The sequence below is a fragment of the Sphingomonas sp. S-NIH.Pt15_0812 genome, from assembly GCF_003951315.1.
Taxonomy (GTDB): domain Bacteria; phylum Pseudomonadota; class Alphaproteobacteria; order Sphingomonadales; family Sphingomonadaceae; genus Sphingomonas.
In genome coordinates this window covers 97,309-113,053 of record NZ_QLJH01000013.1, presented here as the reverse complement: position 1 = coordinate 113,053, position 15,745 = coordinate 97,309, and the positions used below count along the sequence as shown (strand labels likewise).

At 68.5% G+C, this 15,745-nt stretch carries 13 protein-coding genes; 5 read left to right on the top strand and 8 right to left on the bottom strand.

Features of this window, described 5'->3' with window-relative positions; genetic code table 11:
- Positions 1 to 199 precede the first annotated feature (199 nt).
- From BRX43_RS10775 to queF, 3 genes are all read right to left on the bottom strand, one after another.
- Positions 200 to 1,480: a glycoside hydrolase family 130 protein gene (locus tag BRX43_RS10775; protein ID WP_125994858.1), complete on the bottom strand. Its 1,281-nt coding sequence runs from the start codon at positions 1,478 to 1,480 to the stop codon at positions 200 to 202.
- A 46-nt stretch (positions 1,481 to 1,526) separates the two neighbouring features.
- A complete protein-coding gene (locus tag BRX43_RS10770; protein ID WP_125994857.1) occupies positions 1,527 to 3,794 on the bottom strand; it encodes a glycosyltransferase family 4 protein in 2,268 nt (755 codons plus the stop codon).
- Positions 3,795 to 3,916: 122 nt separating this feature from the next.
- Entirely contained in the window at positions 3,917 to 4,363 is a 447-nt protein-coding gene (queF, locus tag BRX43_RS10765; RefSeq protein WP_125994856.1) for a preQ(1) synthase, read from the bottom strand.
- Positions 4,364 to 4,391: 28 nt separating this feature from the next.
- Between queF and BRX43_RS10760 the strand changes: the two genes are divergently transcribed.
- The 5 genes from BRX43_RS10760 (at position 4,392) to BRX43_RS10740 (ending at position 10,358) form a co-directional block, all read left to right on the top strand.
- The gene (locus tag BRX43_RS10760; RefSeq protein WP_125994855.1) at positions 4,392 to 5,936 is read left to right on the top strand and encodes a cryptochrome/photolyase family protein; all 1,545 of its coding nucleotides are present in this window, start codon (positions 4,392 to 4,394) and stop codon (positions 5,934 to 5,936) included.
- Between the two features lie 95 nt (positions 5,937 to 6,031).
- Complete coding sequence (locus tag BRX43_RS10755; protein WP_125994854.1) at positions 6,032 to 6,865, top strand: sulfurtransferase; 834 nt, start codon at positions 6,032 to 6,034, stop codon at positions 6,863 to 6,865.
- On the top strand, positions 6,862 to 8,058 hold the full coding sequence (gene metC / locus BRX43_RS10750) for a cystathionine beta-lyase (RefSeq protein ID WP_125994853.1): 1,197 nt from the start codon (positions 6,862 to 6,864) through the stop codon (positions 8,056 to 8,058). The genes BRX43_RS10755 and metC overlap by 4 nt, the downstream gene beginning before the upstream one ends.
- Complete coding sequence (locus BRX43_RS10745; RefSeq protein ID WP_241214904.1) at positions 8,055 to 9,326, top strand: mechanosensitive ion channel domain-containing protein; 1,272 nt, start codon at positions 8,055 to 8,057, stop codon at positions 9,324 to 9,326. Before metC ends, BRX43_RS10745 begins: the two co-directional genes overlap by 4 nt.
- Positions 9,327 to 9,533: 207 nt before the next feature.
- Positions 9,534 to 10,358 (top strand): TorF family putative porin, encoded by an 825-nt coding sequence (locus BRX43_RS10740; protein WP_125994852.1) that lies wholly within the window; start codon positions 9,534 to 9,536, stop codon positions 10,356 to 10,358.
- Positions 10,359 to 10,607: 249 nt separating this feature from the next.
- On the opposite strand, the gene BRX43_RS10735 is transcribed toward BRX43_RS10740, so the two are convergent.
- The 5 genes from BRX43_RS10735 to BRX43_RS10715 are packed head-to-tail and all read right to left on the bottom strand — an operon-like array spanning position 10,608 to position 15,741.
- The gene (locus tag BRX43_RS10735) at positions 10,608 to 11,009 is read right to left on the bottom strand and encodes a DUF3035 domain-containing protein (protein WP_125994851.1); all 402 of its coding nucleotides are present in this window, start codon (positions 11,007 to 11,009) and stop codon (positions 10,608 to 10,610) included.
- Positions 11,002 to 11,508, bottom strand: coding sequence for a signal peptidase II (lspA, locus tag BRX43_RS10730; RefSeq protein WP_125994850.1), 507 nt, complete (start codon positions 11,506 to 11,508; stop codon positions 11,002 to 11,004). Before lspA ends, BRX43_RS10735 begins: the two co-directional genes overlap by 8 nt.
- Positions 11,505 to 14,300: an isoleucine--tRNA ligase gene (ileS, locus tag BRX43_RS10725; protein WP_125994849.1), complete on the bottom strand. Its 2,796-nt coding sequence runs from the start codon at positions 14,298 to 14,300 to the stop codon at positions 11,505 to 11,507. The genes lspA and ileS overlap by 4 nt, the downstream gene beginning before the upstream one ends.
- Complete coding sequence (locus BRX43_RS10720; RefSeq protein ID WP_125994848.1) at positions 14,297 to 15,232, bottom strand: bifunctional riboflavin kinase/FAD synthetase; 936 nt, start codon at positions 15,230 to 15,232, stop codon at positions 14,297 to 14,299. Before BRX43_RS10720 ends, ileS begins: the two co-directional genes overlap by 4 nt.
- A 14-nt stretch (positions 15,233 to 15,246) precedes the next feature.
- Positions 15,247 to 15,741: a dihydrofolate reductase gene (locus tag BRX43_RS10715; protein WP_125994847.1), complete on the bottom strand. Its 495-nt coding sequence runs from the start codon at positions 15,739 to 15,741 to the stop codon at positions 15,247 to 15,249.
- Between the last annotated feature and the right edge of the window lie 4 nt (positions 15,742 to 15,745).

Below are 15,745 nucleotides of genomic sequence, written 5' to 3'. Positions count from 1 at the left end.
TCCACTCCCCTTCCAGGAAGCCAGGTCGTCCGATCTGTCCGGCGTCGCAGCCAACCAAACCATCCGGTCCGTCGCTGCGGTGACGCGCCCTCTAACCATCACCCCTCAAACCGTCAAACGGTTTTCGCAACTTTTCTGACATTCTTTGCGAAACACCGCTTTACCGTCCCATCGAAGCGACCGCGCCGATGGGCCTGACCTACATGGCGGCGAGCAGTTCCCCGATGGGTACGAAGGCGAAACCGATCGAGCTGTCGGCGATGCCATAGGGCAGGAACAGCGTATCGCCATGGCGCACCGCTCCGCAGCTATAGACGACATTGGGCACATAGCCCTCGCGATCCTGGTCCTTGGCGGCGAGCAGCGGCTCGCGCGTGCGGCCGATAATCTTGGACGGATCGTTCTTGTCGAGCAGGACCGCGCCGATCGAATATTTGCGCATCGCGCCGACGCCATGGGTGAGCAGCAGCCAACCCTCGTCCAGCTCGATCGGCGGGCCGCAATTGCCGATCTGCACCAGCTCCCACGGATAGACCGGGGTCAGGATCTTCTCGCCATCGTCCCAGTGCGTCAGGTCGTTGGACTTGAGCAGGAACAGATTCTCGCCGTCCGACCGGCCGATCATCATATATTGGCCGTCGATCGTGCGCGGGAAGAGCGCCATGCCCTTGTTGCGTGCGGCGGCTCCGGTCATCGGCACCAGATCGAAGGCGCGGAAATCGCGGGTACGGAGCAGCTCCGACTGGATCTGGCTGCCATTATAGGCGGTATAGGTGCCGATCCACTCATAGCTGCCGTCATCATGCTGGAAATGCACGATGCGCAGATCCTCCAGCCCCTTGGACTGGGCGGCGGTGAAGGGGAAGATCACCGTGCCCGACAGCGTCGAGTCGCGGTGACGATAGACCGTCACCGGGCCGTCGATGATGCTCTGCTGGTCGCTGCCGATCGTATCGACCGCGGTCGCGAAGGGCGGCTCCGGCGCGAGGCGCATCTGGTTGCGGTCGGTGATGATCCCTTCGCGAAAGGCGACGGAGGAGATATGCCCCTCGCCCACCGCGCGCATCGACATGAGGATGCGCAGGCTGCCCGGCGGCATGCCCGACTGGTCGAAATGCGGAACCGCGCTGGGGTTCATCAACGCCGCGGCGGCATAGCTATATTCGTGGCAGAAATAGGCGCCGATCAGTTGCCGCTTCTCGTCGCCGATCGCCGCGCCGTCGAGCTGGAGCAGATCCTCGATCTCGTCATAGCGCGTCATGAACACGCGGCGCGTCTGCCAGTGGCGCGCCTCGAAATCCTTGAGCACGATCTCCAGCTCTTCGCGCGCCTGCGCCGGCGTCATCGCCAGCACCTCCGACACCAGCCGCTCGGTGCGGCTGGGCGGTGCGCCCGGACCGCCGAACGCGATATGGAAGGGACGCACCACCACGCGCGACGGATCGGCGTGCAAACGCAACTCATGATTGAACAAATTCATGCTGGCCCCGGCCCCGCGCAATGGTCGTTCCGCCCGACGCGACAAATCACGCGACGGCGCGACCGCCTCCTGCCACGGACCCCATATCCTGCGAAAGCCCTGAAATGGTGCAGCTCGCCAGTTGGAGCGCAAGGATCGACTCCGCACCCTGGTTGCGGTTGAGGCCGGTCGGCATCAATCCGTCGAAGCAACCGCCATCCTCGACGCTGGCAAGCGGCAGGCCCAGGTCGTTCAGCCCCATGAACCAGCCATAGGCCCGCTCCGCCTCCGCCACCCAGCGCGGGTCGCCGGTCGCCGCATGCGCCGCCTGGCAGGCCTCGACCGTCGCCTGGGCCTCCAGCGGCTGCTGGTCGAACTGAAGCGGATCGGCATAGGGACGGTGGAAGCTTTCCGTGCCCACCGCACGGAACCGTCCCTCGGGCGAGGTCTGCTTGGAGACGATCCATTCGAGCGTCGACAGGCCGCATTGCACCAGATCGTCGCGGTCCAGCGCCATGCCGGCGCGGATCAGTGCTTCGGGCAGGCGGGCATTGTCATAGGCGAGCACGATCTCGAACCACTGCCATTCCGGTCGGCGCGTCTCGGCGAGCAGGTCGAGATGCACGTCGGGGAAACGCTGCAGGATGGTGCGGGCCAGTTCATGGCCGGGCTTGGCCTCCAGCATCGCCGCGGCACCGAGCATCGCGAAGGACTGCGCGCGCAGCGAACCCAGGTCGAGCGCCAGGCTGGCGGTCGAATCGAACATGACCGCCGCCCAGTCGCGATGCTTCTGCTCGGCCGCATCGCGCGCGGTGACGCCCAGCGCCCAGAGCGTACGGCCGTTCGAATCCTCCGATCCCTCTTCCTCGCACCAGGTGCGGTCGAAGCGCATGAAGTTGCGGAAGCGCCGCCGGTCGGGATTCCAGGCATATTGCAGGAAGGAGGCGTAGATCGTCATCCACTTGTCGCGCTGGACCGGATCGAGATCGGGGATGGCGCTGACCAGCATCAGCGCGCGCGCATTGTCGTCGATGCAATAGCCATGGCGGCGATCGGGGATCGAATAGATCGAATGCTGCAACATGCCCGTCGAGTCGCTCATCCGCTCGACCGCGGCGAAATCGGGCTTGAGGGGGCGGACGGCGAGCGGCTTGGCGAGTCGCCTGGGACGCGCCGCGATCGCGGCCTCGGTGGCCGCCAGCATCGCTTCCGCCAGGCGCGGCCAGATCATGGTGCGGCCGCGCGAATAGGCGCGCTGCGAGAGGCGATGGCGATCGCGATCGTTCGACAGCAGCCGGTCGATTTCGCGCGCGAAGGCGGCGCTGTCGCGGAAATCGACCAGCACGCCATGCCCGTCCGCCAGAATCTCGGTGGCATGGACATAGGGCGTGGAGATCACCGCCTTGCCGACGCCGACCGCATAGGACAGCGTGCCCGAGGTGATCTGGGCCGGGTTGAGATAGGGCGTGGCATAGATGTCCGCCGCCTGGAGATAATCGATCAGGGCGTCATGCTCGACAAAGCCATCGACCAGGGCGAGGTTGTCGCTGACCCCCTTTTCCGCCGCCAGCGCCTTCAGGCTGTCGCGATAGCGTTCGCCCTCATGCGCGACCAGGTTCGGATGGGTCGCGCCCAGCACGACGTAGAGCAGATTCGGATGCCGCTCGACCACGGTCGGCAGCGCCTCGATGATCGTCTCGATCCCCTTGTTGGGGGCGAGCAGGCCGAAGGTCAGCACCACCGGACGGTCCTTCCAGCCGAACCGCTCCTTGAGCGTCGCCGGATCGACCAGTTCCCGATCGGGCACGCCATGCGCGATCATCGCGATCTGGCGCGGATTGGCGGCATAGACGCGCTGCAGAATCTCGCGCCCGCGCTCCGCCATCACCACCACGCGCGCGGCGCGGCGCAGCAGGCCCTCGAGGACGCGACGCTCGTCGGCGCTCGGCTTTTCCAGCACCGTATGGAGGGTCACCACCACCGGCAGCGTGGTACGATCGAGCAGCGCGAGCAGATGCTCGCCCGCCGGGCCGCCGAAGATGCCATATTCATGCTGCACCCAGATCGCCTGCGCGCCGCTCGCCTCGATGGTGCGAGCGGTATCGACATAGGCGGACAGTTCGTTCTGCGGAATCGCGCCGGTCACCGCGTCCGGATAGGCATAGCGGCCGGGATGATCGTCCATCGCATAGACGTCCACGCGGATGTCCGGGAAGCGGTCGCGCATCGCCTGGTGCACGTCGGTCGTAAAGGTGGCGATCCCGCACTGACGCGGCAGGTAATTGCCGATCATCGCCAGGTGGTTGATCGTCATCTCGCTGGACTCTTGCACCATCATCGATCCTCGGGATTGCATCCACACCACGGAACGGTGCTATGCGCCATCAGACCAAACCGTTCATCCTTATGAAAGGTTCCATTTTTCCGGTTGCACCGCAACATGAAGCGGCCCGGGGATCAGCCGCGACCACGATAGGACGCCACGCCCTGGTCGGGCAGCCACAGGTCGGCGGGCGGCGCGCCCGACTGCCAGAACACGTCGATCGGGATACCGCCGCGCGGATACCAATAGCCGCCGATGCGCAGCCATACCGGCTTCATCTCCTCGACCAGACGCTCGCCGATGCCGACCGTGCAATCCTCGTGGAACGCCGCATGGTTGCGGAACGAGCCGAGGAACAGCTTGAGCGACTTGGATTCGACGATCGTCTCGCCCGGCACATAGTCGATCACCAGATGCGCGAAGTCCGGCTGGCCGGTCACCGGGCAGAGCGAAGTGAATTCCGGCGCGGCGAAGCGCACCAGATAGGTGCGGCCGATCCGCGGATTGGGAACGTAATCGAGCACCGCCGCTTCGGGAGAGTCGGGAAGCGCAGCGGTCTGGCCAAGGAATTTCGGTGTCATGCCGCCCATGTAGGATGACGACGCGGCAATGAAAACGCTGATACCGGTGCTGGGCGACCAACTGTCCCTGTCCCTGTCCGCCCTGCGCGACCAGGACCGGGACGCCTGCGTGGTGCTGATGATGGAGGTGGTGGAGGAGACGGGCTATGTCCGCCATCACCAGCAGAAGATCGCCTATATCCTGTCGGCGATGCGCCACCATGCCGACGCCTTGCGCGCCGTCGGCTGGATGGTGGACTATCAGCGCCTGGACGATGCCGACGCCGCCGACAGCTTCACCGGCGCGGTCGCCGCCGGGATCGCGCGCCATGCCCCCGACCGGATCGTCGTGACCGAGGCGGGCGAGTGGCGGGTCCGCGCGATGCTGGAGAGCTGGGAGACGCTGTTCGGCCTGCCCGTCGAGATCCGCGCCGACGACCGATTCGTCGCCGATCACCGCGATTTCGAGCGATGGGCCGAGGGGCGGCGCGAGCTGACCATGGAATATTTCTACCGCGACATGCGCCGCCGCACCGGCCTGTTGATGGACGGCGACAAGCCCGAGGGCGGCCGGTGGAATTTCGACAAGGAGAATCGCAAGCCCGCGGAGCGCGACCTGCTGATGCCGCGCCCGCTGGCCTTCGCGCCCGACGCGATCACCGACGAGGTGCTGGCGCTCGTGCGGCAACGCTTCGCCAACCATCCCGGCCGGCTCGACGGCTTCGACTGGGCGGTGACCGCCGCCGATGCCGAGCGCCAGGCCGAGGCCTTCTTCGCCAACGCCCTGCCCCGCTTCGGCGATTACGAGGATGCGATGCTGACCGGCGAGCGGCATCTCTGGCACTCGATCCTCAGCCCCTATATCAATTCCGGGCTGCTCGACCCGCTCGACCTGTGTCGTCGGGCGGAGGCCGAGTATCGCGCCGGCCGCGCCCCGCTCAACAGCGTCGAGGGCTATGTCCGCCAGATCATCGGCTGGCGCGAATATATGCGCGGCATCTACTGGCGCGAGGGGCCGGGCTATGTCGAGCGCAACCATCTCGACCATCACCGGCCGCTGCCCGGCTGGTACTGGACGGGCGAGACCGACCTGCACTGCCTGCGCGAAGCGATCGGCCAGACGCTCGACACCGCGCACGCGCATCATATCCAGCGGCTGATGGTGACCGGCAATTTCGCCCTGCTGATCGGCGCGGACCCCGCCGCCGTGCACCGCTGGTATCTGGAGGTCTATGTCGACGCCTATGAATGGGTGGAGCTACCCAACACGCTGGGGATGAGCCAGTTCGGCGATGGCGGGCTGGTCGGGTCCAAGCCCTATGTCTCCTCCGGCGCCTATATCGACCGGATGTCGGATTATTGCCGCCATTGCCGGTACGACGTGAAGCAGCGGATCGGACCGGACGCCTGCCCCTTCAACGCGCTTTACTGGGATTTCATCGCCCGGCACGAGGACAAGCTCGCCGGCAACCACCGCATGGCGATGCCCTATCGCACCTGGGCCAAACAATCGGCGGAGGCACGGGGCGCGACGCGGGCGCAGGCGGCGGCGTTCCTCGACAGTCTCGACGGCGGCGACGGCGCGGATTACTGAACCCCGGCTCGCCCCCGCCCGCGCTTGTCGACGGGCCGCCCGGCCCACGGGGAACGAGTAGAGGTCGCGACAGGCTGGCCCGACCGGAGGCCGTCTTGGACCCGCTCGTCACCACCGAATGGCTCGCCGCCGAACTGGGCGCGCGCGACCTGCGCATCGCCGACGCGACGCTGCTCGACCCCGCGCTGGGCCGCGACGCGCCTGCCGAGTTCGAGGCGGGCCATATCCCGGACGCGGTCTTCCTCGACTTGGCCGAACTGCGCGACACCGACTCCTCCCTGCCCAACATGCTGCCGCCGATCGCCAAGGTCGCCAGCCGGCTGGGGCGGCTGGGCCTGGGCGACGGCACCCGCATCGTCCTCTATGACGACAGCCCGTGGAAGAGCGCGGCGCGCGCCTGGTGGCTGATCCGCAACCATAATATCGGCGCGGTCGCGATCCTCGACGGCGGTCTCGCCAAATGGCGGGCCGAGGGGCGGCCGCTGGAGACGGGACAGGCCACGCCCCGCTCGCGCCACGCCACGCCGCGCTTCGAGCCGACGCACCTGCGCACGCTCCACCAGATGCGCGCGAATCTGGACAGCGGGGCCGAGCAGGTGATCGACGCACGCTCGCCCGGCCGCTTCACCGGCGCGGAGGGCGATCCGCACGGCGCCGCCCCCGGCCATATCCCGGGCTCGCACAACCTCCATTATGCGCGCCTCTTCCATCCGGACGGCGCCTATAAGCGGGGCGCGGCGCTGGCGGAGGCATTCGCCGGGATCGATCTCGACCGGCCGATCGTCACCACCTGCGGATCGGGCGTCACCGCCGCGACGCTCGCCTTCGCGCTCCACCTGATGGGCCGCGACGCCGCCCTGTACGACGGCAGCTGGAGCGAGTGGGGCGGCCGGGCCGACACCCCCAAGGCACTAGGAGCAACGGCATGAACGGCGACATCACCGACAAGCGCGAGGGCACGCGCGTCGTCCAGGCCGGACGGCGGCCCGAATGGACGGCGGGCATCGTCAATCCGCCGGTCTGGCGCGCCTCGACCATCCTGTACGATTCGGTCGCGCATCTGCGCGAGTCGGGCGGACGCGACACGCACCACCGGCTGTTCTACGGCCGGCGCGGCACGCCGACGCAATGGTCGCTCGCCGATGCGCTGACCAGCCTGGAGCCGGGTGCGGAGGGCACCTTCCTCTATCCGTCCGGCGTCGCCGCCATCTCGACCGCCCTGCTCGCCATCCTGTCGCCGGGCGACGAGCTGCTGCTGGTCGACAGCGCCTATGACCCGACGCGCAACCTGGCGGGTGGCTTGCTCAAGCGGATGGGGATCACCACCCGATTCTACGACCCGATGATCGGGGCGGGAATCGCCGATCTGATCGGCGAGCGCACCCGCGCCATCTTCATGGAGAGCCCCGGCAGCCTGACCTTCGAGGTGCAGGACGTACCCGCCATCGTCGCGGCCGCGCGGGCCCGCGGCGTGACGACCCTCATCGACAATACCTGGGCGACGCCCCTGCTGTTCCCGGTGATCGAGCTGGGCGTCGACTATACCATCCTGGCCTGCACCAAATATATCGTCGGCCATTCGGACGTGATGCTGGGATCGGTCACCGCCGGTCCCGGCCGGTTCGCGCGGCTGCGCGACGCCAGCCTGCAACTGGGCCAGGTGACCAGCCCCGACGATGCCTGGCTCGGCAGCCGGGGCCTGCGCACCATGGCGGTGCGGCTGCGCCATCACGAGGCCGCGGCGCTCCGCATCGCGCGCTGGCTGGCGGAGCGGCCGGAGGTGGCGGCGGTGCTCCACCCGGCCCTGCCCGGCTGCCCCGGCCACGACCTGTTCCTGCGCGACTTCAAGGGATCGAGCGGCCTGTTCGCCTTCACCCTGGCCGGCGGCAGCGATGCCGCCCGCGCCGCGCTGATCGACACGCTCGACCTGTTCGGCATCGGCTATAGCTGGGGCGGGTATGAGAGCCTGGCGATCCCGATCGATCCGCAACGCCATCGCAGCGTCACCACGCGCGACGATGCCGGGCCGATGGTCCGCCTCCAGATCGGCCTGGAGGACCCGGACGACCTGATCGCCGACCTGGACCGCGGCCTGGCCGCCTGGCGCGCCACGGCGGCGTGAACCCGCTCCTCGCCTGGTGGCGGACGACCGGCTTCGCCACGCCGGAACGCGGCGACCTGGCGCAGGTCGGGGTGGCGGGCGGACTGGTGCTGCTCTGCCTGCTGGCGGGGGTGCTGGCCGGCCACCGGCTCGGCCCGCCGGTCGGCCTGTGGTGGAAGCAGCACGCCTCCGGCCATGGCGAGGGGATATGGACGCGCACCACCGCGATCCTCCGGCATCTCGGCGCCGCCCTGCTGCTGGCGATCGTGCTGACCGTCTGGCCCTGGCCGCCGCTCGCCGCGCTGCCGCTGGGCTTCGCGGCCGGGCTGGCGACGGCGCGCGCCGCGCATCAGGTGCTGCGCGGCCTGGGCCTGCCGCGCTGGTCGGCCTGGCTGGTCGCGATCGTGCTGTTCGTCACCCTGTTCAGCCGCGCGGTCGGCGGGCTGGAGCCGATCACCCAGGTGCTGGAGCGGATCGGCTTTCCCTTCGGGCAGCGCCGCCTGTCGCTGCTGACGCTGATCAGCATGACCGTGACGCTGGTCGCGCTGTTCGCGGGCGTGCGGCTGGTCAACCGCGTCGCCGGCCATTCGATCGGCCATGCGGGCGGCCTGGACCCGACGCAGAAGCTGCTGGCGCAGAAGCTGGTCGGGGTCGGCGTGGTCATCCTCGCCTTCTTCTTCGGCATCGACCTGCTCGGGCTGGACCTGACCAGCTTCGCGATCTTCTCCGGCGCCTTCGGCCTGGCGGTCGGGTTCGGCCTGCAGAAGACGATCGGCAACCTGATCGCCGGGATCATCCTGTTGATGGACCGTTCGATCAAGCCCGGCGACGTGATCGTCGTCGGCGAGGAGGCCGGCCGGGTCAACAAGATCGGGGTGCGCGCCGTCTCCGTCATCACCCGCGACGGCAAGGAGCATCTGATCCCCAACGAGAATCTGATGACGCAGGAGGTGGAGAACTGGTCCTTCTCCGACCGCAACGTGCGCGTGCGAATCGCGGTGCGCGTCGGATACGACTGCGACCTGAAGCTGGCGCAGGCGCTGATGCTGCGCGCGGCGGCGGAAAGTCCGCGCGTGCTGAAGAGCCCCAGGCCCAATGTCTGGCTGACCGCCTACGGCGAATATGCGGTCGAGCATGAAATCCTCGCCTGGATCAGCGATCCCGAGGGGGGCGTCGGCAATGTCCGCTCCGATGTGCTCAACCGCTTGTGGTGGTTGCTGAAAGAGCACGATATCCGCATCCCGGTGCCGCAGCGCGAGATCCGATTGCGGCCATCGCGGGACGATTGATCGCGAACTTGGCCTGTGGCTTGGGCGCAACATGCTGATGTCCGGTGGCGATCGGGAGCACGAAAACATCTTGTGCGCTGCGGCACCGGCTGTCATGCCGCTGTCACCGACGGACGGACCGCACGGGGGCTTTCCGGCCCTGACAGAGGCGGGCCCCTTCGGGAATGCAGGCGGGGACATCGGCTTCATCCCTCAGGGAGACACCTGATGCGCTTCTCGCACTTCCTGGTCGCCGGGCTTTCGCTCGCGGCCGCTACCCCTGCCCTGGCGCAGGACACCGCGCCGCCCTCGCCCGTCACGGTCAGCGGCAGCGCGTCGATTCTGACCGACTATCGTCTGCGCGGGATCTCGCAGACCAACAAGAACGCGGCCGTCCAGGCGGCGCTGACGATCGCGCATGAAAGCGGCTTCTATATCGGCACCTTCGCGTCCAACCTGGCGGGTTGGGGCACGTTCGGCGGCGCCAATATGGAGCTGGACGCGATCGGCGGCTACAAGCACAGCTTCGGCAGCGCGACGATCGACGCCGGCGTCACCTGGTACACCTATCCGGGCGGCTTCTCCGAGTCCGACGTGGTCGAGTTCTTCGGCCGCCTGTCCGGCGCGGCGGGTCCGGCGACGCTGACGGCGGGCGCCTATTATGCGCCCAAGCAGACCTCGCTCGGCAATTTCTCCAACACGCCGTACAGCCGTGGCCAGCGCCAGGACAATGTCTACCTGACCGGCGACGCGGCGGTCGCGGTGCCCAGCACGCCGATCACCGCCAAGGCGCATATCGGCTATTCGCACGGCAATCCGGGCCTTGGCCCCAACGGCACCAGCCTGGCGCCGACCGGCGAATATTGGGACTGGTCGCTGGGCGCCGATGTCGCGGCCTATAAGAACCTGGTGCTCAACGTGTCCTATATCGACACCGACATCAGCAAGTCCGAGTCCGCCTATCTCCAGCCCAATTTCTCCAAGGGCCAGGTGCCCGGCGGCGCGTCGATCGCCGGCGGCACGGTGGTGTTCTCGCTGACCGCCGCCTTCTGATTTCACCCACGACGGTAGGTGGCGGCTTCGGGGGAAGCCACCACCCGCCCGAACGACGAAGGGCCGGCGCTCCACAGGGGGAGCGCCGGCCCTTTTTCATTCCTGGCGGTATGTCGGCTCCTGCGAAGACAGGAGCCCGGAGCCAAGCGGAACACGCCTTATGACCTGTGGGGCCCTGGGCTCCTGCGTTCGCGGGAGCACGGCAAAGGGGGCGGGCCTAGTCCTGCCCGCCCCCTTGCCCCCCGCCGGTCAGTTCGCGGTGGCGCGCGCGTCCTGGCCGTCGCCGGCGGGGGCGGCGACGATGCTGCGGGTCGTCTCGCCCTTGTCGATCACATTGGTCTGCGGATCGCCGGCCGAGGAACGGATGCCGGGCGCGGCGGCGTCCGCCCCGGCCTGGTCCAGCGCCGCCCGCTCCGACGCGCTGCGCGGCGCGTTGCCGAACAGGGCGTCGACCGTGTCTTGCTGGCTGGAATTGTCCTGCGGCCGCGCGGTGCCCGGCTGCGGCGGGACCAGCGCGTAATCGGGCGGGATCACCAGCGGTGGCTGGCGCGCGACGGCGAATTCGTCGGGCCGCGCCCGATCGAGCGAACGGCCGGCGCCGCAACCGGCAAGGAGCGCCGCCGCTCCGACGATGGCCACGAAGTTACGCATGGGGACTCTCCACAGAAGGCGCGGCCTTGTCGCGCGACAGAAAGGCACGGAGCAGCAGCACCAGAACACCGATGGTAATCGCCGCATCGGCGACATTGAAGACCAAAAAGGGCCGCCAGTCACCGAAGTGCAGGTCGGCGAAATCGACCACATAGCCGAAGCGCACCCGGTCGAGGATGTTGCCGAGCGCGCCGCCCAGCACCAGCCCGAGCGCGACCTGGTCGGTCGGATGCTTCTCGCGCGTCATCCAGATCGCGACGCCGATCGCGATCGCCCCGGTCATCGCCACCAGCGCCCAACGCGTGGCATTGCCGTCCGCGGGCAACAGGCCGAGCGACACGCCGACATTGGGCACGAAGCGGAGCGAGAAGATCGGCGCGACATAGCGTTCCGCGCCCAGATGATCGAGGCCGAGCGGCCCGACCACCGCCCATTTGACCAGCTGATCGAGCGCGAACAGCGCCAGCGCCGCGAGCAGGCCGCGCTTGGGCAGGGTCATGCCACCACCCCGGCGCAGCGGTCGCACAATGCGCCGTCCACCGTCACCTCAGGCAGGTGCCGCCAGCAGCGGCCGCACTTGTGCCGCTCCGTCCGGGCGACCGCCACATCCTCGCCCACGCGCACATCGGCGACGATGAACAGTTCGGCCAGCTCCGCCTCGGGCAAGGGGGCGCTCGGCACCGTCACTTCGGCTTCCAGGCTGGAGCGGATCGTCTTGGCGCGGCGCAGCGGCTCGATCGCCTCGGTCACCGTCTCGCGCAACGCGCGCACGCCCTGCCAGCGGGTGCCGAGCGGCACATCGCCGTCCAGCGCCGGCAGTTCGGGCCATTCGAGCAGATGCACCGACCCGTCCTCGCTGGGGAAGCGCGCCTGCCACACTTCCTCGGCGGTGAAGCACAGGATCGGCGCGGCATAGCGGACCAGCGCATGGAACAGCATGTCGAGCACGGTGCGATAGCTGCGCCGCTTCAGGCTGTCGGCCGCGTCGCAATAGAGGCTGTCCTTGCGCACGTCGAAGAAGAAGGCGCTCAGATCCTCATTGGCGAAGTCGGTCAGCAGCCGGATATAGCGGTTGAACTCATAGCCGGTCGCCGCGGTACGCAGCTCGGTGTCGATCATGCCCAGCCGGTGGAGGACGTAGCGTTCCAGCTCGGGCATCGCCTCGACCGCCACCGCCTCTTCGTCGGTGAAGCCGTCGAGCGCGCCGAGCAGGTAGCGGAAGGTGTTGCGCAGCTTGCGATAGGCGTCCGACGCGGTCGCCAGCACTTCCTTGCCGATCCGCACATCGTCGAAATAATCGGTGGAGGCGACCCACATGCGCAGGATGTCGGCCCCCGATTCGCCGATCACCTTGAGCGGATCGACGACATTGCCCAGCGACTTGGACATCTTGCGTCCCTTGTCGTCGAGCGCGAAGCCGTGCGTCAGCACCGCGTCATAGGGCGCGCGACCGCGCGTGCCGCAGCTTTCCAGCAGCGACGACTGGAACCAGCCGCGATGCTGGTCCGAGCCCTCCAGATAGAGGTTGGCGCGCACCCCCTCGCCGTAGCGCGCCTCGACGGTGAAGACGTGCGTGCAGCCCGAATCGAACCACACGTCGAGAATGTCGTTCTGCGGCTCCCAGTCGGCGAGCGTGTACGCCTCGCCCAGCAGCGTCTGGTGATCGCCGGTGAACCAGGCATCCGCGCCGCCTTCGCGAAACGCCGCGACGATGCGGGCGTTGACTGCCGGGTCGTTCAGATATTCGCCGGTCGCGCGGTTGACGTAGAGCGCGATCGGCACGCCCCAGGCGCGCTGGCGGCTGATCACCCAGTCGGGCCGGCCCTGCACCATCGCGGTGATCCGGTTCTCGGCGCGCGGCGGCACCCATTGGGTCCGCGCGATCGAATCGAGCGCCAGTTCGCGCAGGGTCGCGCCATTGCCGTTGCCGCCATCCATGTCCGCCACGCCGCTGCGGTCCATCGGGATGAACCATTGCGGCGTCGCGCGGAAGATCACCTTGGCCTTGGAGCGCCAGCTATGCGGATAGCTGTGCTTGAAATCGTCCGACGCGGCGAGCAGGGCGCCGGCTTCGCGCAGGTCGGTGCAGACGGGTCCGTCGCTGGCCACGAACTTCTTGTTGATGACCGAGCCCTGCCCGCTCAGCCACGCCCAGTCGGCACGGTACATCCCGGCCGCATCGACCGCGAAGACCGGATCGATGCCGAACTGCTTGCAGAGCAGGAAATCATCCTCGCCATGATCCGGGGCCATATGGACCAGCCCGGTGCCGGCATCGGTGGTGACGAAATCGCCCGGCAGCATCGGCCGGGGCCTGGCGAAGAAGCCGCCCAGCGCGTGCATCGGATGGCGCACGACCGCGCCGTCCAGTTGCGCGCCCTTGCCCGTCCAGCCGCCGCGGGTCAGCGCGGTGCCGGCACGGGCCGCGAAGGTCTCGGCCAGCGTGTCGGCGACCAGGAACCGCCGGCCAGCCTCGTCGGCGACCAGCACGTAATCCACGTCCGGGCCATAGGCCAAGGCCTGGTTGACCGGGATCGTCCAGGGCGTCGTCGTCCAGATCACCGCGTGCGCGCCGACCAGTTCGGGCGCGTTCGGGGCCTCGACGATCTCGAACGCCACGTCGATCTGGGTCGACACGACATCCTCATATTCGACCTCGGCCTCGGCCAGCGCGGTCTTCTCGACCGGCGACCACATCACCGGCTTGGCGCCGCGATAGAGCTGCCCGCTCTCGGCGAACTTCAGCAACTCGCCGACGATCGCCGCCTCGGCGTCGTAGTTCATCGTGAGGTACGGGTCGGACCAGTCGCCCATCACGCCCAGCCGCTCGAACTCGGCGCGCTGCACGTCGACCCACTTCGCCGCATAGGCGCGGCACTCGGCGCGGAACTGGTCGACGGGCACGTCGTCCTTGTTCAGCTTCTTGGCGCGATACGCCTCCTCGACCTTCCATTCGATCGGCAGGCCGTGGCAATCCCAGCCGGGCACATAGGGCGCATCCTTGCCGAGCAGCGACTGGCTGCGGACGATCACGTCCTTCAGCACCTTGTTCATCGCATGGCCCATATGGATGTCGCCATTGGCATAGGGCGGGCCGTCGTGGAGCACGAACAATTCGCGGCCCGCACGCGCCGCGCGCAGCCGCTGGTACAGGCCGATCCGCGCCCAGCGATCGAGGATCGCCGGCTCCTTGGCGGCGAGGCCCGCCTTCATCGGGAAGTCGGTCTTCGGCAGGAAGACGGTGTCGCGCCAGTCGCGTGGCGGTTCTTGGGTCGAAGATGCGTCGGTCATGAATGCGCGGCCCCTAGAACCTCCCGCGCCCGCAGACAATCGGCGTCCATCTGCGCGATCAGCGCGTCCAGTCCGTCGAACATCGCCTCGGGGCGGAGGTATTCGATCAGCTCGACCTCCAGCCGGCGGCCGTACAGGTCGCCGGTGAAGTCGAAGAAATACGGCTCCAGCAGTTCCTTCAGCGGCGTGAACTGCGGCCGGATGCCCAGATTGGCGGCGCCGTTCAGCACCCGCCCGTCGTCCAGCCGTCCGCGCACCGCATAGATGCCATAGGCCGGGCGCAGATACTGGCCGAGCTGGAGATTGGCGGTCGGATAGCCGATCGTGCGGCCGACCTTGTCGCCATGCTCCACCATGCCGGCGATCGTGAACGGACGGGTCAGCAGCCGCGCCGCCTCGCGTGTCTCGCCCAGGCGCAGATGCGCGCGGATGCGGCTGGAGGAGACCGGCTCGCCCGCCAGCGTGACCGGGGCGACGGCGGTGGCGCTGAAGCCATGGCGCGCGCCCAGCCGCGCCAGCACGCCGGCATCGCCCGACTTGCGCCGGCCGAAGGTGAAGTCCTGCCCGGTCACCACGCCCGCCACGCGCAGGCGGTCGCACAGCCGTTCGGCCACGAACGCCTCGGCATCCAGGCCGGCGAGCGCCGCGTCGAACCCGAACACCAGCATCGCGTCCGCGCCGGCCTCCGCGAACAGCCGTTCGCGCTGGTCGAGCGTGGTCAGGCGGAAGGGCGGGGTGTCGGGCACGAAATGCCGCACCGGATGCGGGTCGAAGGTCGCGACCAGCGCCGGCCGCCCCTCGCGCCGGGCGCGCGCGACCGCCTCCCCGACCACCGCCTGATGTCCGAGGTGAAAGCCGTCGAAATTGCCGAGCGCGACGATCCCGCCGGCAAGATGGGGCGGAATGGCCGAGCCGCCGTCGAGCCGCTGCATGGCCGCGCTGTAGCTTAGCCGTGCCGGCTTGGCGATAGGGTCGATTCGGCCGGCGGCAGCAGCGTGACGAAGCTGTAGGCGGGGCGACCGTCCGCCGCCGGATGATCCTCGCGTGCCACCTCGCGCCAGCCGGCGAAGTCCGGCACCCGCGTATCGCCCGCCGCCTCGACATGCACCTCGGTCAGTTCGATCCGGTCGGGCGTGAACAGCGCGAAGACCTCCGCGCCGCCGATCACCGCCGCATCCCCGCCCGCCAGCGCCAGCGCGGCAGCCGGATCATGCGCGACCTCCGCCCCCGCCGCCGACCAGGCGCGGTCGCGGGTCAGCACGATATGCCGCCGACCGGGCAAGGGGGCTGGAAAGCTGTCGAAGGTCTTGCGCCCCATGATCATCGGCCGTCCCAGCGTCTGCGCCTTGAACCGCTTCAGGTCGGCGGGCAGGTGCCAGGGCAGCCGCCCGTCGACGCCGATCACGCCATTGTCGGCGCGCGCGAGATGGAAGGTGATCATGCCG